Here is a 22,789-nt window from a genome sequence, read left to right as displayed (position 1 = left end):
GTGATCGCCGAACCGCGCCCTGCCGTCTCCACCCGCCCCGCGCCGCCCGCGCCCTACGGGATGCTGGCGGAGCTGACCCATCGCTGCCCGCTGCAGTGCCCCTATTGCTCGAACCCGGTCGAGCTCGACCGGCGCAATGTGGAGCTCGACACCGAGACCTGGCTGCGGGTGTTCAGCGAGGCGGCCCGGCTCGGCGTGCTGCAGGTGCACCTGTCCGGCGGCGAGCCGACGGCGCGGCGCGATCTCGAGGCCATGATCCGCCATTGCGTCGAGGTCGGCCTCTACACCAACCTCATCACCGCCGGCGTCGGGCTCACCCCCGAGCGCCTCGCCGCCATCTCGGAAGCGGGCATCGACCATGTCCAGCTCTCCTTCCAGGGCGCGGATGCGGCGATGACCGACCATGTGTCGAACTTCAAGGGCGCGCATGAGCGCAAGCTCGCCGTCGCGCGCGAGGTGCGCCGGCTCGGCCTGCCGCTCACCGTCAACTCGGTGGTGCACCGGGCGAACATCGAGCAGATCCCGGCCTTCATCGAGCTGGCGCTGGAGCTCGGCGCCAAGCGCATCGAGATCGCCCACGCGCAGTATTACGGCTGGGCGCTGCGCAACCGGCAGGCGCTGATGCCGACGCGCGAGCAGGTGTTCCGCGCGCTGGACGTGGTCGAGGAGGCGCGGGTCCGGCTCAAGGGCCGGCTCACCATCGACGCCGTGGTGCCGGACTATTACGCGCGCTACCCCAAGCCCTGCATGAACGGCTGGGGCCGGCAGTCGCTCAACGTCACGCCCTCGGGCAAGGTGCTGCCCTGCCACGCGGCCGAGACCATTCCCAGCCTCGAATTCTGGAACGTGCGCGAGCATTCGCTGCAGGAGATCTGGGTCGAGTCGCCGGCCTTCAACGCCTTTCGCGGCACCGACTGGATGCCCGAGCTGTGCCGCTCGTGCGAGCGCAAGGAGATCGACTGGGGCGGCTGCCGCTGCCAGGCGATGGCGATCGCGGGCGATGCCGCCGAGACCGATCCCGCCTGCCACAAATCCCCGCTGCACGCGCATCTGCTCGCCCTCGCCGAGGAGGACTCCCACTCGCGCGTGAACGGCTACGACTACCGGCGCTATCTCACGGAGCGCGACCAATGACCGGCGCGCGGCGCGGCGCGACCGGCGGGCACAAGAACATCGGGTGTTTCATGAAGCATGTCGCCGCCGGCCTCGGGGCCGGTCTCCTCGCTCTCTCCCTCACCGCGCTGCCCTCGTTCGCCGCGCCGTCCGCGACCGAGCTGTTCTTCGACACGCCCTATCTGATGCAGGTCGCGCCGGGCACGACGCTCGACTACCGCTACAGGCACAAATCCACCGAGGAGCGCCTCGGCGAGAGCTTCGACGAGACCATGGCGATGGACGTGACGGCGGACCCGCAGGACGCCTCCGGCCGGGTTGCCGACGTCGAGATCACGCGCGGCACGCGCGAGAGCGAGGCCGGGCCGTTCCCGAGCATGAAGGGCAACCCGATCGCGCTGGTGCTGCTGGAGCGCGAGGTGCGCGAGATGGCGCAGCTCACCAAGGGCAGCCCGTTCTACCTGCGCAACCGGCTGCGCGAGCATCTCGCCAGTGCCGCGGTCGAGCCGGCGAGCTTCGAATTCGACGGCAGGAAGGTCGAGGGGTGGCGGATGACCATGGTGCCGTTCGCCGAGGACCCGAACAGGGACAAGCTCGCCGAGCTGGTGGGCCGGCGCTACGAGTTCCTGTTCTCCGACGCCGTGCCGGGCGGGCTCTATTCCATCGACGTCGTCACGCCCAAGGCGGACGGCTCGTCCAACATCATCGAGACAAGCCTCACCCTGACCGGGGCGCGTGCGCCGGCGGCGAAGGAGGCGGGAGGAGGGACCCCATGAGCCACGCCACACGCCGCCAGTCCGGCAGCCGCATCACTCTCGGCCGAGCCGCGCGTTCGATCGCCGGCGCGGTGCTCGCCATGTCGCTGTCGGCGGCGCCGGCCTTCGCGCAGGACGCGATGTCGGGCGCGACGCTGTCGCCGATGCCGGCCGGGCCGAGCAAGCCCGCCCCGCAGGCGCCGAATGCCGGGCTCGTCAACGACTATCCCACCATCGCGCGCGCCGACTACGTGTTCGGCTGCATGGCGGCGAACGGGCAGACCCGGACGGCGCTGGAGAAGTGCTCCTGCTCGATCGACACCATCGCGACCATCCTGCCCTACAAGAAGTATGAGGAGGCCGAGACCATCCTCAGCGTCGGGCAGGTGTCGGGCCAGCAGGCGGAACTGTTCCGCTCGACCGCGATGTTCCGCGACATCGTCGCCGATCTGCGCCGGGCGCAGGCGGAAGCCGAGATCACCTGCTTCTACTGAGCCGGACGCCTTTCCGGCCCGGCTGAACATCAAGACATCCCGCGCGGTCCTGCCGGATCGCGCGGGATGTTCTTTTGCAGCAGAGGCGCGTGGCCGTCAGCCGGCCGGCTTCAGGTCGCCCTTGAACGTGCGCCCGTCGGTGTCGCCCGCGTCGACATGGATCTCCTTGCCGGAGGGCTCGTAGGAGAAGCGGATCGCCGGGTCTTCGCTCAGCGAGATGCCGCCGACCATGGAGAAGACCAACTCGTCGCCCTGCTTCACCTCGATGCTGTCGACGAACTTCGCGGGGATGTAGAGCCGCGTGACCTGATCCATCTGCAGCCCGGAATAGTTGGGATGGCGGATCATGAGCTGGAGCTGGGAGAAGCGGTTCGCCTTGGTGGCGTCGCCCTCCTTGCCCGGGCCGACGACGCGCAGCTTCATCTGGCCGATATTCTTCAGCGCGTTCTCCTCGTCCTTCATCGCTGGAGCGGAGCAGCCGCCCGAGGCCTTCACGAAGCGCTCGGTCATGTAGAGCCCGCCGTCGCTGAGCTCGGCGATGGCGCGCACGTAGGAATAGGAATTCACCCGCAGCCGCGTGCCGAGCGTCACGTCGTGGCGCGCGCCGCCGAAGGTGAAGGTGGCGGCGACGGGGGCGGGGTTCTCGTCGACGATCAGGGTGAGCTTCTTCACCGTCCGGCTGTCGCCTTCGGGCAGCGCCACCTCGATCGAGATCGGCACCATGGCCGCGTCCTCGGCGCGGGTCGGGGCATCGAGCCGGACCAGCGGGCTCGCGGCCTCGATCGGCCGTTCGCCGAACACGTCCGGCTTGAGGGCGTTCCAGGTCTCCTCGCTTCCCGCCTCCTGCGCCCCGGCGGCGGAGAAGGTGAGCGCGGAGAAGAAGAGGACGGCGAGAACGAGGCGCAGCCGGTGGCGCATCGTGTGACGTGTGCTGCCAGTATGCGCAGTTGTGCGAGACATGGCTTGGCTCCCGGAGTATCGCCGGGTCGTTTCCTGCCCGGCCTTTACGTAAATCATACGCCGAACGGGCGTGAAATGCAGGCACAATGATGCGAGCGTCGGACGGGACGCTCTGACGCAGGGAGCCGCGAAGGGGCGGCGAATGGGCATCGACGTGCCGGTACCGGATGACTTTACGGCCGCTCTGCGGCACAACCGCTTTCCCGAGATATCGCGATCACGCATCGTCCATCGGGCGACGGTGCGACGTGCGCGTGCGAGAGCCATGGCGAGCGAGGCAAGATGACCACCATCCAGACGCCGGCCCTGCTCAGCTTCACCATCGCGATCCTCGTGTTCTTCGCCGGAGCGAGCATCAATCGCGTGGTGCCGGTGCTGCGCGCCTTCAACATTCCCGAGGCCGTGACCGGCGGCCTGCTGGCGGCGCTGGGGACGCTCGCGGCCTACCGTTTCTTCGACACCGAGATCGCCTTCGCGCTCGAGGCGCGCGACATGCTGCTGCTGTACTTCTTCACCGGCATCGGCCTCAACGCGAAGCTCGACGACCTGATCTCGGGCGGGCGGCCGCTGATCGTGCTGCTGGGGCTGACGCTGGTCTACCTCGTGATCCAGAACCTGATCGCCGCCGCCAGCGTTTCGGTGCTGGAACTGCCCGAGGGGCTCGCCGTGTTCCTCGGCTCGGCCTCGCTCATCGGCGGGCACGGCACCACCATCGCCTGGGCGCCGCTGATCTCGGAGCGCTTCAACCTGTCGAACGCGCTGGAGGTCGGCATCGCCACGGCGACGCTCGGCCTCGTCATGGCGAGCCTCGTCGGCGGGCCCATCGCCCGCTACCTCATCACGCGCTTCGCGCTGAAGGGGCCGCAGGCCGAGGTGGACGTGATCGGCCTGCCGGAGAAGGACGATCGGACGGCGCGCAACGATGTGAGCCATGTGAGCCTGCTGCGCACCGTGCTGGTGCTGAACGTCGCGATCCTGATCGGCTACGCCGTCGACGAGGCGATGGCGGAGGTGGCGCTTAAGCTGCCGCTGTTCGTGGTCTGCCTGCTGGTCGCGATCGTGATGACCAACGTGGTGCCGCGGCTGTTTCCACGCATGATCTGGCCGACGCGTACCCGCGCGCTGGCGCTGGTCTCCGACCTGTCGCTGAACGTGTTCCTGGCCATGTCGCTGATGAGCATGCAGCTCTGGACGCTGGGCGGGCTCGGCCCGGCGCTGGTGCTTGTGCTGGCGTTGCAGACGCTGGCGGCGGTGGCCTACATCATCTTCATCGTCTTCCCGGCCATGGGGAAGAACTACGAGGCCGCCGTCATCTCGGCCGGCTTCACCGGCATCAGCCTGGGGGCGACGCCCACCGCGATCGCCAACATGACGGCCGTGACGAAAACGCATGGCGCCGCACCCCGCGCCTTCATCATTTTGCCGCTGGTTTCGGCGTTCTTCATCGACATCGCCAATGCCGCGGTCATCGGCTATCTCGCCCGCTGACCCCGGTTTCGGCTTCGATTCGATCAAGGGACCTGACCATGCTGACTCGCCGTTCGCTGCTCTCCCTGCTTGCCGCCGCCGCGGCGGCGGTTCCCCTCGGCCTCGCCGGCACGGACGATGCCGAGGCGCAGGTCGTCGTCGTCGCGCCGCCGCGTCCCCGGCGCGAGGTGCGCCCGGCGCCGCGGCGCGGCTGGGTGTGGGTACCGGGCTACTGGAACTGGCGCGGCGGCCGCTGGGTCTGGGTCTCCGGCCAGTGGATCCGCGCCCGTCCGGGATTCCGCTATGTCGGCCCGAGCTGGGCGCGGCGCGGGCGGGGCTGGGTCTACGTGCCCGGCCGCTGGGTGCGCATCTGATCGCGGGCGCGGCGCGGGCGGTCGTGAACCGCCCGCCTTGCCCTGCGCCGATCGCTGCCGAAATCGCCGACGACAGGCCCTCCGCCCGGCGCCGTTCCGGGCGGAGGGCGCATCCATGCCGGCGCGCCCTGGACGGACGGAGCGGGCTGGCCGTTTCCGTTTAACGAATTATCGCGTTGGGCTAAAAACATAAATCGGCATATTGTGCTGCACATATATATCACTCTATCATTCCTGCGCAGCGGTGGAGGAATGACGTGCTGAAACTCGGCTACAAGGCATCGGCGGAGCAGTTCGACGCCCGCCAACTGATCGACTTCACGGTCGCGGCGGAGCGCTCCGGCTTCGACTCGGCGTTCATCAGCGACCATTTCCAGCCCTGGCGGCACACGGGCGGCCACGCGCCGGCGGCGATCGCCTGGCTCGGCGCGGCCGGCAGCGCGACCTCGCGCATCGTGCTCGGCACCAGCGTGCTCACCCCGACCTTTCGCCACCACCCCTCCATGGTCGCGCAGGCCTTCGGCACGCTGGGCCAGCTCTTTCCCGGACGCGTCGTGCTCGGCGTTGGCTCGGGCGAGTCGCTGAACGAGGTGCCCGCGACCGGCGCGCCCTGGCCGGAGATGAAGGAGCGCTTCGCCCGCCTGCGCGAGGCCGTGCGCCTGATCAAGCAGCTCTGGAGCGAGGAGCGGGTGAGCTTCGAGGGCGAGTATTACCGCACCGAGCGCGCCACCATCTATGACCGTCCCGAGCGGCCGGTGCCGATCTATGTCGCCGGCGCCGGGCCGATGGTGGCGAAGTTCGCCGGCCGGGTCGGCGACGGCTTCATCTGCACCAGCGGCAAGCCGATGGAGCTCTACACCGACACGCTGCTGCCGAATGTCGCCGCCGGGCTTGAAGCCTCGGGGCGGCCGTCCGACACTTACGACCGCATGATCGAGATGAAGGTCTCGTTCGATACCGACAAGGCGCGCGCTCTCGCCGATACGCGCCTGTGGGCGGCGCTCGCGCTCTCGCCGGAGGAGAAGATGTCGGTCGAGGACCCGCTGGAGATGGAGAAGCTCGCCGACGCGCTGCCGGTGGAGCGGGCGGCGCGGCGCTGGATCGTCTCCGACGACCCGGAGGAGCATGTCGAGAGGATCCGGCCCTATGTCGAGCTCGGCTTCAACCATCTGGTCTTCCACGCCCCGGGCGAGGACCAGGAGCGCTTCCTCAAGCTCTATTCGGAGCAGGTGATGCCGCGGCTGCGCGCCGCCTTCGGCTGAGCGATGCAGGCACCCGCGCGGCTCGAACTGATCGCCTTGCCAGGCCTGCCCATGGTGCGGCCGGGCGACGATCTCGCGGCGCTGCTGGCGCAGGCGCTCGCCGGTGCGGGGCTGGAGCTGCGTGCGGGCGACGTGCTGGTGCTGGCGCAGAAGATCGTCTCCAAGGCCGAGGGGCGGCTGGTTCGCCTCGCCGAGGTGACGCCCTCGGCCGACGCGATGGCGCTCGCGGAGGAGACTGGCAAGGACCCGGCGCTGGTGGAGCTGATCCTCTCCGAAAGCCGGCGCGTGGTGCGACGGCGGCCGGGCGTGCTGATCGTCGAGCACCGGCTGGGCTTCATCATGGCCAATGCGGGCATCGACCAGTCGAATGTCGGGGAGGGGATGGCACTGCTGCTGCCGGCCGATCCCGACACCAGCGCCGAACGGCTTCGCGCGGCGCTCGGCGCCCCGACGGGCGTCGGCGTGGTGATAAACGACAGCTTCGGTCGGCCGTGGCGGCGCGGCACGGCGGGCGTCGCCATCGGCGCAGCGGGCCTGCCGGCGCTGGTCGACCGGCGCGGCGAGGCCGACCTGTTCGGTCGGCCGTTGCAGGTGACGATGATCGCGCTCGCCGACGAGATCGCCGCCACCGCCTCGCTGCTGATGGGGCCGGCGGCGGAAGGCCGGCCGGCGGTGCTGGTGCGTGGCCTTTCCTGGTCCGCGCCGGCGAGCCCGGCGGCGACACTGATCCGGCCCGAGGAAGAGGACCTGTTCCGATGAAGGTGGTGGCGATTTCGGGCGGCATCGGCGGGGCCAAGCTGGCGCTGGGGCTCGACCGCGTGCTGCCGCCCGGCGCGCTGACGGTGATCGCCAATACGGGCGACGACTTCCACCATCTCGACCTGCACGTCTCGCCGGACATCGACACGCTGCTCTACACGCTCGCCGGCCTCGACGACCCGGTGCGCGGCTGGGGCCGGAAGGACGAGACCTGGACCTTCATGCAGGCGCTGGAGCAGCTCGGCGGCGAGACCTGGTTCCGGCTCGGCGACGGCGACCTCGCCACCCATGTCGAACGCACGCGCCTTCTCGGGGCGGGGGCGAGCCTCAGTGCGGTCACGGCGGAGCTCGCGCGGCGGCTCGGCCTCGCCTCGGCGATCGTGCCGATGAGCGACCAGCCGGTGCGCACGAGGGTGGAGACGGACGAGGGCTGGCTCGACTTCCAGCACTATTTCGTGCGCCGGCAGTGCCAGCCGCGCGTGCTCGGCCTCGCCTTCGAGGGGGCTGCCGCCGCGCGTCCGGCGGAGGCGGCGCTGGAGGCGCTGGCCGATCCGGCGCTGGCGGCGGTCGTGATCTGCCCGTCCAACCCCTATCTCAGCGTCGACCCGATCCTCGCCGTGCCGGGCCTGCGAACAGCGATCGAGGCCAGCCGGGCGCCGGTCATCGCGGTGTCGCCCGTCATCGGCGGGCAGGCGGTGAAGGGGCCGACGGTCAAGATGATGGGCGAGCTGGGCCTCGACCCCTCCGCGGCGACGGTGGCCGCGCATTATCGCGGGCTGGCCGACATCTTCGTGCTCGACGAGACCGATGCCGGTCTCGACATCGGCGCCGGCCTGGAGCGGGCCGTCGCGCCCACACTGATGCGCACGCTCGAGGACAAGACGCGGCTCGCGCGCTTCGTGCTGGAACGGGCGGGCAAAACCCCATGAATACCGGCGCGGCGGGCATCTGGGCGGTGGTGCCGGTGAAGGAGGTCGCCCTCGCCAAGCAGCGCCTAGCGAGCAGCCTGCCGCCTTCCCTGCGGCAGGCGCTGGTGCGGGCGATGATGCGCGACGTGCTGGCGGCGCTGCAGGCGGCGCGCGGGCTCGCCGGGACGGTGGTTGTCACGGCCGACGCGGAAGCCGGCCTGCTGGCACGCGAGCACGGGGCGCGGCTGATCTTCGAGCGGTCGGTGCGCGGGCTCAACCTCGCGGTCGCCGAGGCCGCGACGCGCCTGCGGGTCGACGGTGCGGCGGGGATGCTGGTGCTTCCCGCCGACATTCCCTCGGTGACGCCGCTCGAGATCTCCGACCTCGTGGCGCGCCACACGCGCACGCCGGGGGTGAGCCTCGTGCCGGCCCATGACGGGCAGGGGACGAATGCGCTCCTCGTTTCGCCGCCGGACCTGATGACCTTCTCCTACGGCCCGATGAGCTGCTCGCTGCACGCGGGGTCGGCGCAGGCGCTTGGGATCGCGCCCGTGGTTCACGATCCCGCCCGCTTTCCCGGCCTCGCCCTTGACGTCGACCTGCCACGGGACATCGAGCGCCTCGAGCGCCTCGCATCGACCACCCGCACCCGCCGCCTGCTGGAGGCGGAAGGGCTGCTGGGCGCGCGAGCCCGCGACCCGGCCATCCGCCACCAATGAGGGATAAGTGACATGGCGCGTTTCGTTCTGGTCCACGGATCGTTCCACGGCGCCTGGTGCTGGCACCGCCTCGTGCCGCTGCTGGAGGAGCAGGGCCATGAGGTGATCGCGCCCAACCTTCCCGGTAGCGGCGGCGATACGGCGCCCCTGGAGAATGCCGATCTCGCCAGCTACGCGACCCGCATCGCCAGCATGATCGACACGCTGCGCGGGCCGCTGATCCTGGTCGGCCACAGCATGGGCGGCATCGTCTCCTCGCAGGTGGCGGAGTGGCGCCCGCACCGCATCGCGGCGACGGTCTACATCAACGGGCTGATGCTGCGCCCGGGCGAGAGCCTCGTCAGCTTCCTCGAGGCGCATGCGCATCTCGGCGTCGAGGACCTGGTGCTGAAGAACATGCAGGTGGCGCCGGACGGGGAGACCGCCAGCTTCCCCGCCTCGGCCGCGCCGGAGGTGTTCTACAACAGCTGCACCGACGAGGACGCCGCGTGGGCGACGGGCCAGCTCCGCCCGCAGCGGCTGAAGGTCTATTCCGATCCGCTCGCGCTCACGCCCGAGCGCTTCGGCTCGGTGCGCCGCTTCTATGTCGAGGGCCGGCGGGACAACGCCGTCTCCCTTGCCTACCAGCGATCTATGGTTGACTATACAGCCTGCGAGGAAGTGTTCTCGCTGGACGGCGATCATTCGCCCTTCCTCTCGGCGCCGAACGCCCTTGCGGGTATGCTCGAGGACGTCGCGCGGCGCTCGCTTTGAAGGCGTTATCGAGCGTGATCGCAAAGGGAGCAAACAGGTCGAATTTGCCCGATTATTGGGCAGATCGCCGGGCCGGTGCCCTTAAGGGAACCCGGTTATCCTGAGTTTCTATACACCAGCACATTCTGGCACAGAACTTGGATTGATCATTGGCATAGCCTCTGGAGTGCCCAATGTCGTCAATCGCGTTCACATCCGTCTTCAAGCGCTACGGGGAGGTCGAGGCGGTCAAGCAACTCGACCTTGCATGTGCCGCCGGCGAGATGCTGGCGCTGCTGGGCCCGTCGGGCTGCGGCAAGAGCACCACGCTGAAGATGGCCGCGGGCATCGAGAGCGTCTCCGAAGGCGAGATCTATTTCGGCGAGCGGCCGGTCTCGCGCCTCGCCCCGGGCGAGCGCAATATCGCCATGGTGTTCGAGGACTACGCGCTCTACCCGAACATGACGGTGTGGGAGAACGTCGCCTTTCCGCTCAAGATACGGGGCATCGGCGGGCAGCCCGCTTCCGAGCGCATCGGCGAGGTGCTCCAGCTTCTCGGCCTGCGGCAGATGGCGGACCAGCCGGTGCGCGGCCTTTCCGGCGGCGCGATGCAGCGCGTCTCCATCGGCCGCGCGCTGGTCCGCGACCCTGAAGTTATCCTGTTCGACGAGCCGCTCTCGCATCTCGATGCCGACCAGAAGGTGCAGCTTCGCGCCGAGATCAAGCGGCTGCAGAAGCTGCGGCAGGTGACCTCCATCCTCGTCACCCACGACCAGACCGAGGCCATCGCCATGGCCGACCGGGTCGCGGTGATGAATCACGGCGTGCTCCAGCAGGTGGGCGCGCCGCAGGAGCTCTATGAGCGTCCGGCCAACCTGTTCGTGGCCAACTTCATCGGCGAGCCGCCGATGAACCTGATGGCCGCTGAGTTCGGGGCCGATGGCGCGATCGTCGGCGCCGGCTGGGCGGCGAAGCTCGACGCGGCCCGCCTGCCGGCGGTCGCCGCCAAGGGCGAGGGTGGGGCGATCGTGGCCGGCATCCGGCCGGAGAACATCGCGGTGCGCGCGCCCGACATGGACGGGCAGGCGCGCGGCACCATCGCCTATCGCGAGCCGCGCGGCGACGCCGACGTGCTCACCGTGGTGCTGGAAAGCCAGAGCGGCGGCGCCGACACGCTGGTCGCCGAGATCGTCGGGCCCTCGCCCTGGCGCGCCGGCGACCGGGTCGCGCTCGGCATCGACGTCGGCAAGCTGCTCGTCTTCGACGCCACAAGCGGGCGCAACCGGGAGGCGCTGCAATGAACGTCGCCGTCCGCACCGGCCTCATCGCGCGAGGCCTCAGCAAGAGCTTCACCCACAAGGTGCTGCACGATGTCGGCATCGAGGTCGCGCCCGGCGAGCTCCTCGCCGTCACCGGCCCCTCGGGCGCCGGCAAGACGACGCTCGCGCGCATCCTCGCCGGCCTCGAGCGGCCGGAGACCGGCAGCGTCTCGCTCGGCGGGCGCGATCTCGCCGCCATTCCGGCCGGGCAGCGGCGCGTCGCGCTGATGTTCGAATCCTACGCGCTCTATCCGCACCTCACCGTGCGCGGCAACGCGCTCTCGCCGCTGCAGGCGCCGGGCGGGCGGCTCGATGCCGCCTCGGCGAACCGGCGCGTCGACGAGGTGCTGGAGCTGCTGGAGATCCGCCACCTCGGCGAGCGGCTGCCCGGCGCGCTGTCGGGCGGGCAGAAGCAGCGCGTCGCGCTGGCGCGGCTGCTGGTGCAGGCGCCCGACCTCTACATGCTGGACGAGCCCATCTCCCATCTCGACGCCAAGCTGCGGCACAAGCTGCGCGGCGAGATCCGGCGCCGCCTCTCGGCCCAGAGCGCGCCGAGCATCTGGCTGACGCCGGACGGCATGGAGGCGCTGTCGGTCGGCGACCGGGTGGTGGTGCTCGACCAGGGCCGGGTTGAGCAGGTCGGCACGCCGGAAGAGATCTGGCTGAAGCCCGCCAGCACCCGCGTCGCCCGGCTGCTCGGCGATCCGCCGATGAACCTCGTCGACGGCGCGCTCCAGCGCGAGGGCGACGTGCTGTTCTTCACCCGCCGGGGCATGCGCATCGCCCTGCCGCCGGCGCTGGCCGCCGCGGCCGCCAAGGCGGCCGGCGAGGAGGTGACCCTCGGCGTGCGCCCGGACGGCATCGGCTTCGCCGAGCCCGGCGCGCCGGGCACGCTGAGCGCGGAAATCTACTCCAACGAGCCCTTCGGCAAGCACGCCATCGTCACGCTCGACCTCGGCACGCTGCTGGCCAAGGCGAAGACGTCCATGGCGACGGCCGCCGCGCTGGGCGAGGGGGAGGGCGAAGGCATCGGCCGAGAGATCGGCCTCACCATTCCGGACGAGGGACTTGTCCTGTTCGACGGATCGACGGGTCGGGCGCTGTCCGGCAATTGACGGGCGCATGCCGCCAACGAGCAACAAGAGGGGAAGAGCGAATGATGCGTAAGACCTGGTGTTTCGCCGCCGCCTTGGCGGCAACGACGGCGCTGGTCGCGCCGTTGACGAGCGCCGCCCGGGCGGATGACAGCTTCTATGCGGAAGCGGGCAAGCCCTATGCGGGCACGACCATCCGCGTGCTGGACGAGATCACGCCGCTGCAGGAGACGCTGTCCAAGATCGTGCCGGATTTCGAGAAGGAAACCGGCATCAAGGTCGAGTGGGAGCTGCTGAACCACTTCGAGGTGATCAACAAGGGCCAGGCGGACATGCTGTCCGGCCGCGGCCACTATGACGCGATCATGCTGCACGGCGCCCAGCTCGGCCCCATGCTTTCGGCCGGCGTCATCATGCCGCTCGACAAATTCGTCGCCGACTCCAAGCTGTCGGATCCGGGCATGAACGTGGCCGACTTCATCGCCACGCCCTACAAGACCACGGCCTTCTTCGAGGGCAAGCAGTACGGCTTCATCAACTGGAACTACAACCACGTCTATTGGGCGCGCGAGGACCTTCTCAGCAATCCCGAGGAGATGGCGGCGTTCAAGGCCAAGTACGGCTATGACCTCGGCCCGGCGAAGACCATCGAGCAGATGCGCGACATCGCCGAGTTCTTCACCCGCAAGAAGGGCGAGAAGCTCGCCGGCAAGCCGCTCGAGAGCGATTTCTATGGAATCGTGCTCGAGGGCATCAAGGGCGGTTCGACCTTCTCGAACCTGTGGGTGAACTTCATCGAGAACTATGGCGGCGACCTGCTCGACGACAAGGGCATGCCGAACTTCGACACCCCCCAGGTCGTGGCCGCGCTGAAGATGTGGCGCGAGCTGTGGACCTTCGCCCCGCCCGGCATCGCCGAATACTCGCTCGTCGACGTGCCCACCGTCATGGGCAACGGCATCGCCGCCCAGTCGCTGGCCTGGTCGGACTTCGTGCTCGGCATCGACAAGCCCGGCGTGTCGCCCTACGCGGGCAAGTTCATCTACGGCCCGATCCCCGCCAAGGCGGGCAACGAGGCCCATCGCCACGCCGACGCCGAGCCGTCGGTGACCGTCATCAACGCGGCCAGCGAGCATCCCGAAGCGACCTTCCTGTTCCTGGAATGGCTCGCCTCGAAGAAGCAGCAGGACAAGCTGATCGAGATGGGCGAGGGCGGCGTGCCGATCCGCGAGAGCTCCTGGGCGCTTCCCGCGATCAAGGATAGCGACAACCCGACGCTGTTCGCCGCGATGAAGTCTTCGCTCGACGTCGCCAAGGCGCGCCCGAAGATGGAGAAGTACCCGGAGATCATCGACGCCATGAGCGGCATCGCCCAGGAGGTCGGCCTCGGTCAGATGACGCCCGAGCAGGGCGCCAAGGAAGGCCAGGCCATCCTGGTGAAGCTCTGCGGCGGAAAGTCCTGCACGCTCCCCGAGTGATCCCCGACCCGGGATGGGGGCGCCCGCGCCCCCGTTCCTCCACCGTTTCCGCCGACCGGCCGGTCACCTGTGACCGTGCCGGTCGGCGATCCTCTCGAACCGTCACGGAGAGACGTTCATGTCGGCGACGACGGAGGCCGCCCCCGCCCATGTGTCCACTCCGCAAGGGCTGCGCGAGCGCGTCTGGTACCCCTATATTCTGATCGCCCCGTCGATGATCATGCTGGTGGTCGTCTCGCTGGTGCCGTTCATCTACGCCATCTATCTGAGCTTCCATCAGGCGAAGTTCGGCCGGGTGCGTGACTTCATCTGGTTCGACAACTACGCCACGCTGCTGTCCGACGAGCGGTTCTGGAACTCGATCGGCGTCGCCGCGACCTTCGTGTTCATCGCAGTGCCGATCGAATTCATGCTCGGCCTGATCGGCGCGCTGGTGCTGAACCAGAACGTGCGCGGGCGCTCGGTGCTGGTGCCGCTGCTGTTCATGCCCACCATGATGGCGCCGATCGTCGTCGGCCTGCTGTGGAAGATCATGCTCGCCGGTTCGTGGGGGTTCTTCTCCTACAACGTGCTGGAGCGCTTCAACATCCTGACCGACACCTCGGTCTTCGCCTCGCCCGATCTGGCGCTCTACGCGCTGATCTTCGTCGACATCTGGCAGTGGACGCCGTTCATGATGCTGGCCTTCTTCGCCGGCCTGCAGGCGCTGCCGCTGGGTCCCTACCGCGCCGCCGCGGTGGACGGGGCCAACCCGGTGCAGATCTTCTTCCACATCACCCTGCCGATGATGACGCCGCTGCTCGCGGTGATCGGGCTGCTGCGCTTCATCGACGCCTTCAAGGTGTTCGACACCATCTACATCCTCACCAATGGCGGTCCCGGCACCTCGACCGAAACGCCCTCGATCCTCGCCAACAAGATGACCTTCGAGTTCTGGAACATCGGCGAGGCCTCGGCGCTGGCGGTGCTGGTGTGGATCGCCTTTTTCGCTTTCTGCACAATCTTCTACCAGGTCGCGAAGAAGCGCCTGAACGCCTTCTGAGGTCCAACATGGCTGAAGCTGTCAATCGCCCCGAGGGCTCGCGCGGTCTGTTCTGGACCACCATCGTCATCGTCTACGCGGCCATCATGCTGTTCCCCATCTTCTGGATGGCGACCATGATGGTGAAGCCCAACGACGCCATGTTCGCGCGCCCGACGCAGTGGCTGTTCGTGCCCACGCTCGACCACTTCACCTATGTGTTCGAGCAGGGCTTCCACTGGAGCCTGCTGACCTCCTTCGTGCTGTGCACGGTGTCGACGGCGCTCGTCGTCGTCATCGGCACGCCGGCCGCCTATGCCTTCGCGCGCTTCGAGATGAAGGCCAAGGACGACCTGTTCCTGTTCATCCTCGGCTCGCGCATGGCCCCGCCCGTGTGCCTCGTGATCCCGTTCTACCTGATCTATGCGAAGGTCGGCCTGCTCGACACCTTCCTCGGCCTGACGCTCGCCTACATGACCTTCAACCTGTCCTTCTATGTCTGGGTGCTGCGCTCCTTCTGCCGCGACCTGCCGGTGGAGCTGGAGGAGGCGGCGGCGCTGGAGGGCTGGTCGAAGGTGCAGATCTTCCGCCGCGTGGTGTTCCCGCTGCTGCGCAATGGCATCGTGGCGACCAGCGTGCTGTGCTTCATCTTCGCGTGGAACGAGTTCCTGTTCGCCTTCATGCTGGGCGGCGACAATGTTCATACGCTGCCGGTCTCGATCCCCAAGCTCATCACCTCGCAGGGCGTGCGCTGGGGCGAGATGGCTGTGGTCGGCATGACGGCGCTGGTTCCCGTGCTCATCGTCGTCTTCATCCTGCAGCGCCACATCGTGCGCGGGCTGACGCTCGGCGCGGTCAAGGGCTGAGGAGGACGAGATGGCCGAACATTATCTTCCCGCCCGTCCGGGCACGGTGAACTGGGGCCAGTGGGACGCCAGCCTGAAGCCGGCCCTCGCCATCAAGTCAGGCGACACGGTGGTGATGGACACGCTCTCCGGCGAGCCGGAGGACATGCCCGACCCGACGCTCGGCTTCACCCCCGTGCCGGGCCAGCGCGAGGTGTTCGAGAACACGTTCCGCGGTCCAGGCCCGCACCTGCTCACCGGCCCGGTGTTCGTGGAGGGGGCCGAGCCGGGCGACGTGCTGGAGGTGCGGCTCAAGGCGATCAGCTTCCGCGCCGATTGGGGCTGGAACATCCAGATGCCGTTCCTCGGCACGCTGCCCGAGGACTTCCCCACGCTCCGGCGCATCCATTTCGGCGTCGACGGCGAGCGTGGCGTCGCCACCATGCCCTGGGGCCAGGAGCTGCCGCTGGAGCCGTTCTTCGGCAATTTCGGCGTCGCGCCGGCGCCGGAATGGGGCCGGCTCTCCTCCACCGAGCCGCGCGTCTTCGGCGGCAACATGGACAACAAGGAACTCGGCGTCGGTTCCACCATCTACTTCCCGGTCTTCACGCCGGGCGCGCTGTTCTCGGCCGGCGACGGGCACGGCCGGCAGGGTGACGGCGAGGTGTGCCTCACCGCCATCGAGACCGCGCTGACGGGTACCTTCGAATTCCATGTGCGCAAGGACATGACGCTCACCACGCCGCGCGCCGAGAAGGCCGATACGTGGATCACCATGGCCTTCGATCCCGATCTCGACGACGCGGCCAAGATCGCGCTGCGCGACATGATCGCGCTGATCCGCGAGATGACCGATCTGTCGGCGCAGGACGCCTACACGCTGTGTTCGCTGTGCGCGGACCTGCGCGTCACCCAGACGGTCGACGGCAACAAGGGCATTCACTGCGTGCTGCCCAAGCGGTTCCTCGCGGCGCGCTGAAGGAGATCTGATGACCAGGACCCGCTTCGGCGTCTTCATGCCGCCGTGGAATTCCCCGCCGACGCAGAACATCACCACCTCGCTCCAGCGCAATCTGGAGACGATCAAGTGGATCGACGAGCTGGGCTATGACGAGGCCTGGGTGGGCGAGCACCATTCGGCCGGCAGCGAGATCATCGCCGACCCGATGGTGTTCCTCGCCTATGCCGCAGCGCAGACGCGCAGCATCAAGCTCGGCACCGGCATCGTGCCGCTGCCCTATCACAACCCCTACCATGTCGCCGACCGGATGATCCTGCTGGATCACCTGATGCGCGGGCGCTTCATGGCCGGCTTCGGCCCCGGCGGCCTGCCGAGCGACGCGGCGATGTTCGGGCTGGAGCCCTCGACGCTTCGCCCCGCGCTCGACCAAGATCTCGGCGTGCTGATGAAGCTGCTCACCACCGCCGAGCCGGTGAGCGTGAAGACCGACCGCTACGAACTGGTCAACGCCTTCTGCCAGGTGGCGCCCTATACCGACCCGATGTTCGACGTCTGCGTCGCCGCCACGCGCTCGGAGGCGGGCCCGCGCATCGCCGGCAAGCACGGGCTCGGCCTGCTGTCGACCGGCGTGATTTCGCCCAAGCTCGGCGAGCCGGCGCCGCCGCTGCACTGGGACGTCTATGCCGAGGAGGCGATCAAGGCCGGCCACACGCCGGACCCGAGCCGCTGGCGCCTCGTCGTCAATGTCCATGTCGCCGAGACCCGCGAGCAGGCGGTCGAGGACATGCGCCACGGCTTCGACGCCTTCTGCGAATACACCCAGAAGACCATCGCCATGCCCTCCATCACCGCGGTGGGCGACACGTTCGAGGAGCGCATCGCCTGGATGAACGAGACCGGCATCGGCGTCATCGGCACGCCGGACGACGCGGTCGCGTTCCTCCAGCGTCTCGCCGACCGGGCGGGGGATTTCGGCTGCTTCTTGATGCTGGCCCATGACTGGGCGAACCGGGAGGCGACGCTCCGCCACTACGAGCTGTTCGCCCGCCACGTAGTCCCGCATTTCCAGCCGACCCGGGCGCGCCTGCTCGCCGCCGAGAAGCACGCGCGCGAGCGTCATTCCGCCGACCTCGCCAAGCATACCGTGGCGATCAATGCCTGGCTGCCGCCCGAGCAGCAGCTTCCCACGCAGAACTGAGACTGGAGCGACCGATGTCCGCCATCACCGCCCACAAGGATCCCAAGCTTCCTCCTCCCGTCGACTTGCCGGAGGGAGCGGACTGGGTGAAGGCGCTCGCGCTGTTCGACCCGCATGTGGCGGAGACGCTGGTGGCGGTGGCGCGCACGCTCTATCCGCATGAGGGGCTGCCCGAGCGGGTCTATCGCCGCACGGTGTTCCATTTCGACGCCATGGCGGCCAAGGCGCCCGGCGCGGCCCAGACCTTCGCCGAGTTCGTCGACCTCGTCGACGGCGCGCTGCCCATGGCGTTCCTGGAGCTGACCGAGAGCTACCGCCTGCAGGTGCTGAAGGGGATCGAGGCCACCACGGCGTTCCAACTCGTGCAGCGCTCGACGGTGCGCTTCCTCTATGACGACCTCGAAGTGTGGCAGGCCTTCGGCTACGAGGGCGCCTCGGTCCATCTCGGCGGCTACGTCAAGCGCGGCTTCAACGACCTCGACTGGCTCCCCGATCCGCCGCCCGGCGTCTGATCACGCGAGCCTGACCTAGCGATTTCGGAGCGAGACTCTCATGACGGCCTACGAACTCGACGACGATGGCGTCGTCGTCATCATCGGTTCCGGAGCGGGCGGCGGCACGCTCGCCAACGAGCTGGCGCAGCGCGGTATCGACGTGGTGCTGCTGGAAGCGGGCAAGCACCTGACCCCGGACGACTTCGTCAACGACGAGTGGGGCGGCTACGAGATGCTGTCCTGGCTCGACAAGCGCACCTCCTCGGGCAACTGGCGCGTCGCCAAGGACCATCCCACGGCGCCGAGCTGGAGCTGCCAGGTGGTGGGCGGCACGACCACCCACTGGTCCGCCTGCTGCTACCGCCTGATCGCCGACGAGATGCGGGCGAAGACGGTCTATGGCGACATCCCCGGCACCACGCTGATCGACTGGCCCATCACGCTGGAGGAGATCGAGCCCTATTACGACCTCGCCGAGGCGAAGATGGGCGTGACCCGCACCAACGGGCTGCCCGGCCTGCCGGCGAACAACAATTTCAAGGTCATGTATGCCGGCGCGTCGGCGCTGGGCCTCAACGTCTCGACCGGCCGCCACGCCATCAACTCGGTTCCCTATGACGGCCGCCCGGCGACGACGCAGGACGGCTTCACCATCACCGGCGACAAGGTCGGCTCGCGCTGGTCGACGCTGAATGTCGAGATCCCGCGCGGCCTCGCCACCGGCAAGCTGGAACTGCGCCCGCAATCGCGCGCGGTCCAGATCGAGCATGACGAGGCGGGCAAGGCCTCGGCCGTGGTCTATGTCGATGCCGCCGGCGTCACCCATCGCCAGAAGGCGCGCGCCGTGGTGATGGCGGGCAATTGCGTGGAATCCTCGCGCCTGCTGCTGCATTCGAAGAGCGCGCGGTTCCCGGACGGCCTCGCCAACGGCTACGGCCATGTCGGGCGCCACTATCTGCGCCACCTGATCCAGACCGTGTGGTCGGTGTTCGACAAGCCGGTCTACATGCATCGCGGCGAGATCATGGGCGGCATGATCGACGACTTCGTGCGCCACGACCCCGGCCGCGGCTTCGCCGGCGGCTACTATATCGAGATGAACTCGATGGGCCTGCCCACCACCGCCGCCTTCATGGATCCGGGCTGGTGGGGCCGCGACTTCGTCTCGGTGATCGAGCAATACGCCAACATGGCCGGCATCTTCATGTCCGGCGAGGACATGCCGCAGGCCGACAACCGGGTGACGCTGACCGACGAGGTCGACGCCTATGGCGTGCCGGTCGCCAACATCCATTATGACGACCACCCGAACGACCTGAAGATGCGCGTGCACGGCTACAAGCAGCTCACCGCCATCCACAAGGCGGCGGGGGCGAAGCGCTCGATCGAGGCGCCGGCCTATCCGGCGAGCCACAATCTCGGCTCCAACCGCATGGCGGCGAAGCCCGAGGACGGCGTGCTCGACGGCAATTGCCGCGCCTGGGAGGTGCCGAACCTGTTCATCACCGACGGCTCGAACTTCGCCACCGGCGGCGCCTGCAACCCGACGCTGACCATCGTCGCGCTGGCGATCCGGCAGGCGGACTTCATGGCGAAGCAGATGGCGGCGGGCGAGCTCTGAGCGCCCGCCTGTCCGATTGAACGCGGCCGGCTCCGGCACTCGCCGGGGCCGTTTCCATGAGGCGCCGAGGTGGACGACCACTTCACGGAACCGACGCTGGACTACTGGCAGGAGCTGACGGACCGCGTGCCCGCGCGCTTCTCGGCCGGCCCGCCTTTTCGCTTCGGCTATCCGGTCACGCTGCCGGACGGACGCGTGCTGGTGCTGCCGCTGCGGCGGCTGCCGGACGGCGCGCACGCCGTCGCCTCGCTGATCGCCAACCAGGCCTCGCACGCCGTCGTCGCCGCGCTGGCGGACGCCATGGCCGATGAGGCGAGGGGGCTCGGCGGGGAGGTGGTGATCGGCCTGCCGACGCTCGGCCTCTCCTTCGCCGCGCTGGTGGCGGAGCGGCTGGGCCAGCCCCGCTATGTGCCGCTCGGCTATTCGAAGAAGTTCTGGTACGCGGACGAGCTCTCCGAGCCGGTATCCTCCATCACCTCGCCCGAGGCGGGAAAGCGGCTGCGGCTCGACCCGAACCTGCTTGCGCTGGTGAAGGGGCGCCGCGTGGTGCTGGTGGACGATGCCATCTCCACCGGCGCGACCGCGCTCGCCGCCTGCCGGCTGGTGGCGCGGGCCGGCGCCGAGGTGGCGGGGCTGGTGGTGGCGATGAAGCAGACCAATCGCTGGGTCGCCGCCATGGCGGGCGTGCTGGCGCCGGAGCGGGTGCGCGCCGCCTATGGCTGCCCGCGCTTCGACCTCGTCGCCGACGGCTGGTGGCCGGACGCAGCCACCCTGCCGGACGTGCCCTAGCCGTCTTTCCCTCAGCCCGCCTTCGCCGTCTCGATCGCCTCCCACACCCGGGAGGGGGTGAGCGGCATGTCGAGATGCTCGATGCCGAGCGGGGCGAGGGCGTCGATCACCGCGTTGACAAAGGCCGGCGGCGCGCCGATGGCGCCGGCCTCGCCCGCACCCTTGATGCCGAGCGGATTGGTGGTGCAGGGCGTGTTCCGGGTCGACACGTCGAAGAAGGGCAGGTCCTCGGCGCGCGGCAGGCCGTAATCCATGAACGAGCCGGACAGCATCTGCCCGGTCTCGGGATCATAGACGGTGCGCTCCATCATCGCCTGGCCGATGCCCTGGGCGATGCCGCCATGGATCTGGCCGCTCAGCACCAGCGGGTTGAGCGTGCGGCCGAAATCATCGACCACGGTGTAACGCTCGACCGTGATGACGCCGGTTTCGGGGTCGACGGCGACCTCGCACACATGCGCGCCGTTCGGGAAGGTGCCGGCAAGCTGCTCGAAATCGCCGACCCCCTCGATGCCACCCGCCTTCGCCGCCACGTCGAGGATGCCGACATGGCGGTTGGTGCCCGGCACGCGGAAGGCGCCGTCGTCGAATTCGAGCTCGCGCGTGTCGACCTCGAGCATACGCGCGGCCTCCTCGCTGGCCTTGGCGAGGACGGCGCCGGTAGCGAGGCGGATCGCGCCGCCGCCATGCACCATGGAGCGCGAGGCCACCGTGCCGCCGGCCGAGGGGATCGGCTGGTCGGTGTCGCCGGTCTTCACCGTGATGCGCGCGGGATCGATGCCGAGCGTCTCGGCGGTCATCTGCACATAGGTGGTCTCGTGGCCCTGGCCGGTGGACTGGGTGCCGACATGCACCGTCACATCCCCCGCGGCGCTGATCTCCACCGCCGCGCCCTCCTTGCCCGGCACGCCCGTGCGCTCGATGTAGTAGGCGAGGCCGATGCCGCGCAGCCGGCCGTCGTCCTTGCCGCGGCGGGCCTCGAAGCCGTCCCAGTCGGCGGCCTTCATGCCGGCGTGCATGACGTTGGCGAAGTCGCCGGAATCGTAGCTGACGCCGGTCGCCGTCTTGTGGGGCATCTCCTCGGGCGCGATCATGTTGATCTCGCGCAGCCGCGCCGGGCTCAGGCCGAGCTCGCGCGCCGCCTTGTCGACGAGGCGCTCGATCAGGTAGGCGGCTTCCGGCCGGCCGGCGCCGCGATAGGCGTCCATCGGCGCGTTATTGGTGTAGGCGATGCGCACGTCGGTGGCGACCGAGGGGATGCGGTAGACGCCGGGCGCCATGGGCGGGCCGGACAGCGTCGGGCAATAGACGCCGAAGGCCGAGAGCGCGCCGCCCGAGCTCGCCAGCGTCTCCACCTTCAGCGCGGTGAAGCGCCCTTCGGTATCGATGCCGAGCTTCGCGGTCGAGTAGTTGTCGCGGCCCTGCGTGTCGGAGAGGAACGCCTCCGCCCGGCTCGACTGCCAGCGCACCGGGCGCCCGAGCTTGCGGGCGGCGTAGAGCACCAGCGCCTGCTCGGGATAGGGGATCGCCTTCATGCCGAAGCCGCCGCCGACATCCGGCGTGATGACGCGCAGCTTCTCGCCCGGCAGGCCGAACACCGCCTCGAACAGCCAGGCGCGGATCATGTGGCTGCCCTGGGTGCCGGAGATCAGCGTGAACTGGCCGCTCTCGCCGTCGAACAGGCCGATCGCGTTGCGCGGCTCCATGGAGGAAACGACGATGCGGTTGTTGACGAGCTCGAGCTCGACCACCCGGTCGGAGGCGGCCAGCGCCGCGTCGGTCTCGCCGAGGTCGCCGAGGGTCCAGTGCAGCGCGAGATTGCCGTGCGCCTCGTCGAAGAGCTGCGGCGCGTCGTCCGCGAATGCGGCGGCGGGCTCGACCACCGCCGGCAGTTCGTCGATGTCGAGCGCCACCGCCTCGGCCGCCTCGAGCGCGGCCATGGCCGAGGTCGCGACCACGAAGGCGACCGGCTCGCCGAGATAGCGCACCTTGCCCCGGGCGAGCAGCGTGTGGGCGGGCAGGGGCATGCGCCCGCCCTCGGCATGGTCGAGCACGATGACGACCGGCAGCGAGCCGATGCCGTCGGCCTCGAGATCGTCGGTGGTGTAGACCGCGAGCACGTCCTCCATGGCGCGGGCCGCCTCGGCGTCGATGCCGTTCAGGACGCCGTGGGCGACGGGCGCGCGCACCACGGCGGCATGGAGCTCGCCCTCATAGCGGTGATCGTCGGTGTAGTGCCCGGTGCCGGTGATGAATCTCAGATCCTCCACGCGGCGGAACGGCTGGCCGAGACCGAACTTCATCGCTTCCACTCCTCGCCCGAAGCCGATCCGCAACCCGCGCGGCGGTCCGTGCCCTTGCGAATGTTTCTATTTGTGCAAAGATCAGCACTTATCCTGTGATAAGCTCGATAATCGAATAAGATA

22 protein-coding genes are annotated in these 22,789 nt (G+C 69.0%); 20 read left to right on the top strand and 2 right to left on the bottom strand.

All coding sequences use genetic code 11. The features are described 5' to 3' along the window. The first annotated feature begins 3 nt into the window (after positions 1–3). The 3 genes from pqqE (at position 4) to NVS89_RS14085 (ending at position 2,362) form a co-directional block, all read left to right on the top strand. Positions 4–1,134, top strand: a complete 1,131-nt coding sequence (gene pqqE / locus NVS89_RS14095; protein ID WP_374114578.1) for a pyrroloquinoline quinone biosynthesis protein PqqE — start codon at positions 4–6, stop codon at positions 1,132–1,134. Further along, positions 1,131–1,889, top strand: coding sequence for a hypothetical protein (locus NVS89_RS14090; RefSeq protein ID WP_258733392.1), 759 nt, complete (start codon positions 1,131–1,133; stop codon positions 1,887–1,889). The genes pqqE and NVS89_RS14090 overlap by 4 nt, the downstream gene beginning before the upstream one ends. 143 nt (positions 1,890–2,032) lie before the next feature. Further along, positions 2,033–2,362 carry a hypothetical protein gene (locus NVS89_RS14085; RefSeq protein WP_258733582.1) on the top strand — a complete coding sequence of 110 codons (330 nt, stop codon included), beginning with the start codon at positions 2,033–2,035 and terminating at the stop codon, positions 2,360–2,362. A gap of 96 nt (positions 2,363–2,458) precedes the next feature. Here NVS89_RS14085 and NVS89_RS14080 read toward each other — a convergent pair whose 3' ends face one another. Continuing rightward, entirely contained in the window at positions 2,459–3,322 is an 864-nt protein-coding gene (locus tag NVS89_RS14080) for a quinoprotein dehydrogenase-associated SoxYZ-like carrier (protein ID WP_258733391.1), read from the bottom strand. Between the two features lie 282 nt (positions 3,323–3,604). Here NVS89_RS14080 and gltS point away from each other — a divergent pair, with 282 nt between their 5' ends. The 17 genes from gltS (at position 3,605) to NVS89_RS13995 (ending at position 20,363) form a co-directional block, all read left to right on the top strand. Next, complete coding sequence (gltS, locus tag NVS89_RS14075; RefSeq protein WP_258733390.1) at positions 3,605–4,810, top strand: sodium/glutamate symporter; 1,206 nt, start codon at positions 3,605–3,607, stop codon at positions 4,808–4,810. A 38-nt stretch (positions 4,811–4,848) separates the two neighbouring features. Then, positions 4,849–5,163 (top strand): hypothetical protein, encoded by a 315-nt coding sequence (locus NVS89_RS14070; RefSeq protein ID WP_258733389.1) that lies wholly within the window; start codon positions 4,849–4,851, stop codon positions 5,161–5,163. A 257-nt stretch (positions 5,164–5,420) separates the two neighbouring features. Beyond that, complete coding sequence (gene fgd / locus NVS89_RS14065) at positions 5,421–6,425, top strand: glucose-6-phosphate dehydrogenase (coenzyme-F420) (RefSeq protein WP_258733388.1); 1,005 nt, start codon at positions 5,421–5,423, stop codon at positions 6,423–6,425. Between the two features lie 3 nt (positions 6,426–6,428). Then, positions 6,429–7,184: a coenzyme F420-0:L-glutamate ligase gene (gene cofE / locus NVS89_RS14060; RefSeq protein ID WP_258733387.1), complete on the top strand. Its 756-nt coding sequence runs from the start codon at positions 6,429–6,431 to the stop codon at positions 7,182–7,184. Then, positions 7,181–8,113 carry a 2-phospho-L-lactate transferase gene (cofD, locus tag NVS89_RS14055; RefSeq protein WP_258733386.1) on the top strand — a complete coding sequence of 311 codons (933 nt, stop codon included), beginning with the start codon at positions 7,181–7,183 and terminating at the stop codon, positions 8,111–8,113. The genes cofE and cofD overlap by 4 nt, the downstream gene beginning before the upstream one ends. Further along, entirely contained in the window at positions 8,110–8,811 is a 702-nt protein-coding gene (gene cofC / locus NVS89_RS14050; RefSeq protein ID WP_258733385.1) for a 2-phospho-L-lactate guanylyltransferase, read from the top strand. Before cofD ends, cofC begins: the two co-directional genes overlap by 4 nt. 12 nt (positions 8,812–8,823) lie before the next feature. Next, positions 8,824–9,564, top strand: coding sequence for an alpha/beta fold hydrolase (locus NVS89_RS14045; RefSeq protein ID WP_258733384.1), 741 nt, complete (start codon positions 8,824–8,826; stop codon positions 9,562–9,564). A gap of 173 nt (positions 9,565–9,737) precedes the next feature. Continuing rightward, a complete protein-coding gene (locus NVS89_RS14040; RefSeq protein WP_258733383.1) occupies positions 9,738–10,844 on the top strand; it encodes an ABC transporter ATP-binding protein in 1,107 nt (368 codons plus the stop codon). Continuing rightward, the gene (locus NVS89_RS14035; RefSeq protein WP_258733382.1) at positions 10,841–11,977 is read left to right on the top strand and encodes an ABC transporter ATP-binding protein; all 1,137 of its coding nucleotides are present in this window, start codon (positions 10,841–10,843) and stop codon (positions 11,975–11,977) included. The genes NVS89_RS14040 and NVS89_RS14035 overlap by 4 nt, the downstream gene beginning before the upstream one ends. A gap of 41 nt (positions 11,978–12,018) precedes the next feature. After that, on the top strand, positions 12,019–13,434 hold the full coding sequence (locus tag NVS89_RS14030; RefSeq protein ID WP_258733381.1) for an extracellular solute-binding protein: 1,416 nt from the start codon (positions 12,019–12,021) through the stop codon (positions 13,432–13,434). A gap of 118 nt (positions 13,435–13,552) precedes the next feature. After that, a complete protein-coding gene (locus NVS89_RS14025; RefSeq protein ID WP_258733380.1) occupies positions 13,553–14,476 on the top strand; it encodes a carbohydrate ABC transporter permease in 924 nt (307 codons plus the stop codon). A gap of 8 nt (positions 14,477–14,484) precedes the next feature. Next, a complete protein-coding gene (locus tag NVS89_RS14020) occupies positions 14,485–15,321 on the top strand; it encodes a carbohydrate ABC transporter permease (RefSeq protein ID WP_258733379.1) in 837 nt (278 codons plus the stop codon). A 10-nt stretch (positions 15,322–15,331) separates the two neighbouring features. Next, entirely contained in the window at positions 15,332–16,279 is a 948-nt protein-coding gene (locus tag NVS89_RS14015) for an acetamidase/formamidase family protein (RefSeq protein ID WP_258733378.1), read from the top strand. 10 nt (positions 16,280–16,289) lie between these two features. Next, positions 16,290–17,459: an LLM class flavin-dependent oxidoreductase gene (locus NVS89_RS14010; RefSeq protein WP_258733377.1), complete on the top strand. Its 1,170-nt coding sequence runs from the start codon at positions 16,290–16,292 to the stop codon at positions 17,457–17,459. Positions 17,460–17,473: 14 nt separating this feature from the next. Then, the gene (locus NVS89_RS14005) at positions 17,474–17,971 is read left to right on the top strand and encodes a hypothetical protein (protein ID WP_258733376.1); all 498 of its coding nucleotides are present in this window, start codon (positions 17,474–17,476) and stop codon (positions 17,969–17,971) included. A 40-nt stretch (positions 17,972–18,011) separates the two neighbouring features. Beyond that, entirely contained in the window at positions 18,012–19,574 is a 1,563-nt protein-coding gene (locus tag NVS89_RS14000; RefSeq protein ID WP_258733375.1) for a GMC family oxidoreductase, read from the top strand. Between the two features lie 69 nt (positions 19,575–19,643). Further along, positions 19,644–20,363 carry a phosphoribosyltransferase gene (locus tag NVS89_RS13995; RefSeq protein ID WP_258733374.1) on the top strand — a complete coding sequence of 240 codons (720 nt, stop codon included), beginning with the start codon at positions 19,644–19,646 and terminating at the stop codon, positions 20,361–20,363. 11 nt (positions 20,364–20,374) lie between these two features. On the opposite strand, the gene NVS89_RS13990 is transcribed toward NVS89_RS13995, so the two are convergent. Beyond that, a complete protein-coding gene (locus NVS89_RS13990) occupies positions 20,375–22,666 on the bottom strand; it encodes a xanthine dehydrogenase family protein molybdopterin-binding subunit (RefSeq protein ID WP_258733373.1) in 2,292 nt (763 codons plus the stop codon). Positions 22,667–22,789 lie beyond the last annotated feature (123 nt).

The sequence above is a fragment of the Ancylobacter mangrovi genome, assembly GCF_024752355.1.
GTDB classification, from domain to species: domain Bacteria; phylum Pseudomonadota; class Alphaproteobacteria; order Rhizobiales; family Xanthobacteraceae; genus Ancylobacter; species Ancylobacter mangrovi.
This window is presented reverse-complemented; position numbering and strand designations above follow the sequence as displayed.

Bases quoted from the DNA above. Each gene is read 5' to 3' on its own strand.
- NVS89_RS14090 (WP_258733392.1), top strand. From the start codon at position 1,131: ATGACCGGCGCGCGGCGCGGCGCGACCGGCGGGCACAAGAACATCGGG.
- NVS89_RS14085 (WP_258733582.1), top strand. From the start codon at position 2,033: ATGCCGGCCGGGCCGAGCAAGCCCGCCCCGCAGGCGCCGAATGCCGGG.
- NVS89_RS14080 (WP_258733391.1), bottom strand. From the start codon at position 3,322: ATGTCTCGCACAACTGCGCATACTGGCAGCACACGTCACACGATGCGC.
- gltS (WP_258733390.1), top strand. From the start codon at position 3,605: ATGACCACCATCCAGACGCCGGCCCTGCTCAGCTTCACCATCGCGATC.
- NVS89_RS14070 (WP_258733389.1), top strand. From the start codon at position 4,849: ATGCTGACTCGCCGTTCGCTGCTCTCCCTGCTTGCCGCCGCCGCGGCG.
- cofE (WP_258733387.1), top strand. From the start codon at position 6,429: ATGCAGGCACCCGCGCGGCTCGAACTGATCGCCTTGCCAGGCCTGCCC.
- cofD (WP_258733386.1), top strand. From the start codon at position 7,181: ATGAAGGTGGTGGCGATTTCGGGCGGCATCGGCGGGGCCAAGCTGGCG.
- cofC (WP_258733385.1), top strand. From the start codon at position 8,110: ATGAATACCGGCGCGGCGGGCATCTGGGCGGTGGTGCCGGTGAAGGAG.
- NVS89_RS14045 (WP_258733384.1), top strand. From the start codon at position 8,824: ATGGCGCGTTTCGTTCTGGTCCACGGATCGTTCCACGGCGCCTGGTGC.
- NVS89_RS14040 (WP_258733383.1), top strand. From the start codon at position 9,738: ATGTCGTCAATCGCGTTCACATCCGTCTTCAAGCGCTACGGGGAGGTC.
- NVS89_RS14035 (WP_258733382.1), top strand. From the start codon at position 10,841: ATGAACGTCGCCGTCCGCACCGGCCTCATCGCGCGAGGCCTCAGCAAG.
- NVS89_RS14030 (WP_258733381.1), top strand. From the start codon at position 12,019: ATGATGCGTAAGACCTGGTGTTTCGCCGCCGCCTTGGCGGCAACGACG.
- NVS89_RS14025 (WP_258733380.1), top strand. From the start codon at position 13,553: ATGTCGGCGACGACGGAGGCCGCCCCCGCCCATGTGTCCACTCCGCAA.
- NVS89_RS14020 (WP_258733379.1), top strand. From the start codon at position 14,485: ATGGCTGAAGCTGTCAATCGCCCCGAGGGCTCGCGCGGTCTGTTCTGG.
- NVS89_RS14015 (WP_258733378.1), top strand. From the start codon at position 15,332: ATGGCCGAACATTATCTTCCCGCCCGTCCGGGCACGGTGAACTGGGGC.
- NVS89_RS14010 (WP_258733377.1), top strand. From the start codon at position 16,290: ATGACCAGGACCCGCTTCGGCGTCTTCATGCCGCCGTGGAATTCCCCG.
- NVS89_RS14005 (WP_258733376.1), top strand. From the start codon at position 17,474: ATGTCCGCCATCACCGCCCACAAGGATCCCAAGCTTCCTCCTCCCGTC.
- NVS89_RS14000 (WP_258733375.1), top strand. From the start codon at position 18,012: ATGACGGCCTACGAACTCGACGACGATGGCGTCGTCGTCATCATCGGT.
- NVS89_RS13990 (WP_258733373.1), bottom strand. From the start codon at position 22,666: ATGAAGTTCGGTCTCGGCCAGCCGTTCCGCCGCGTGGAGGATCTGAGA.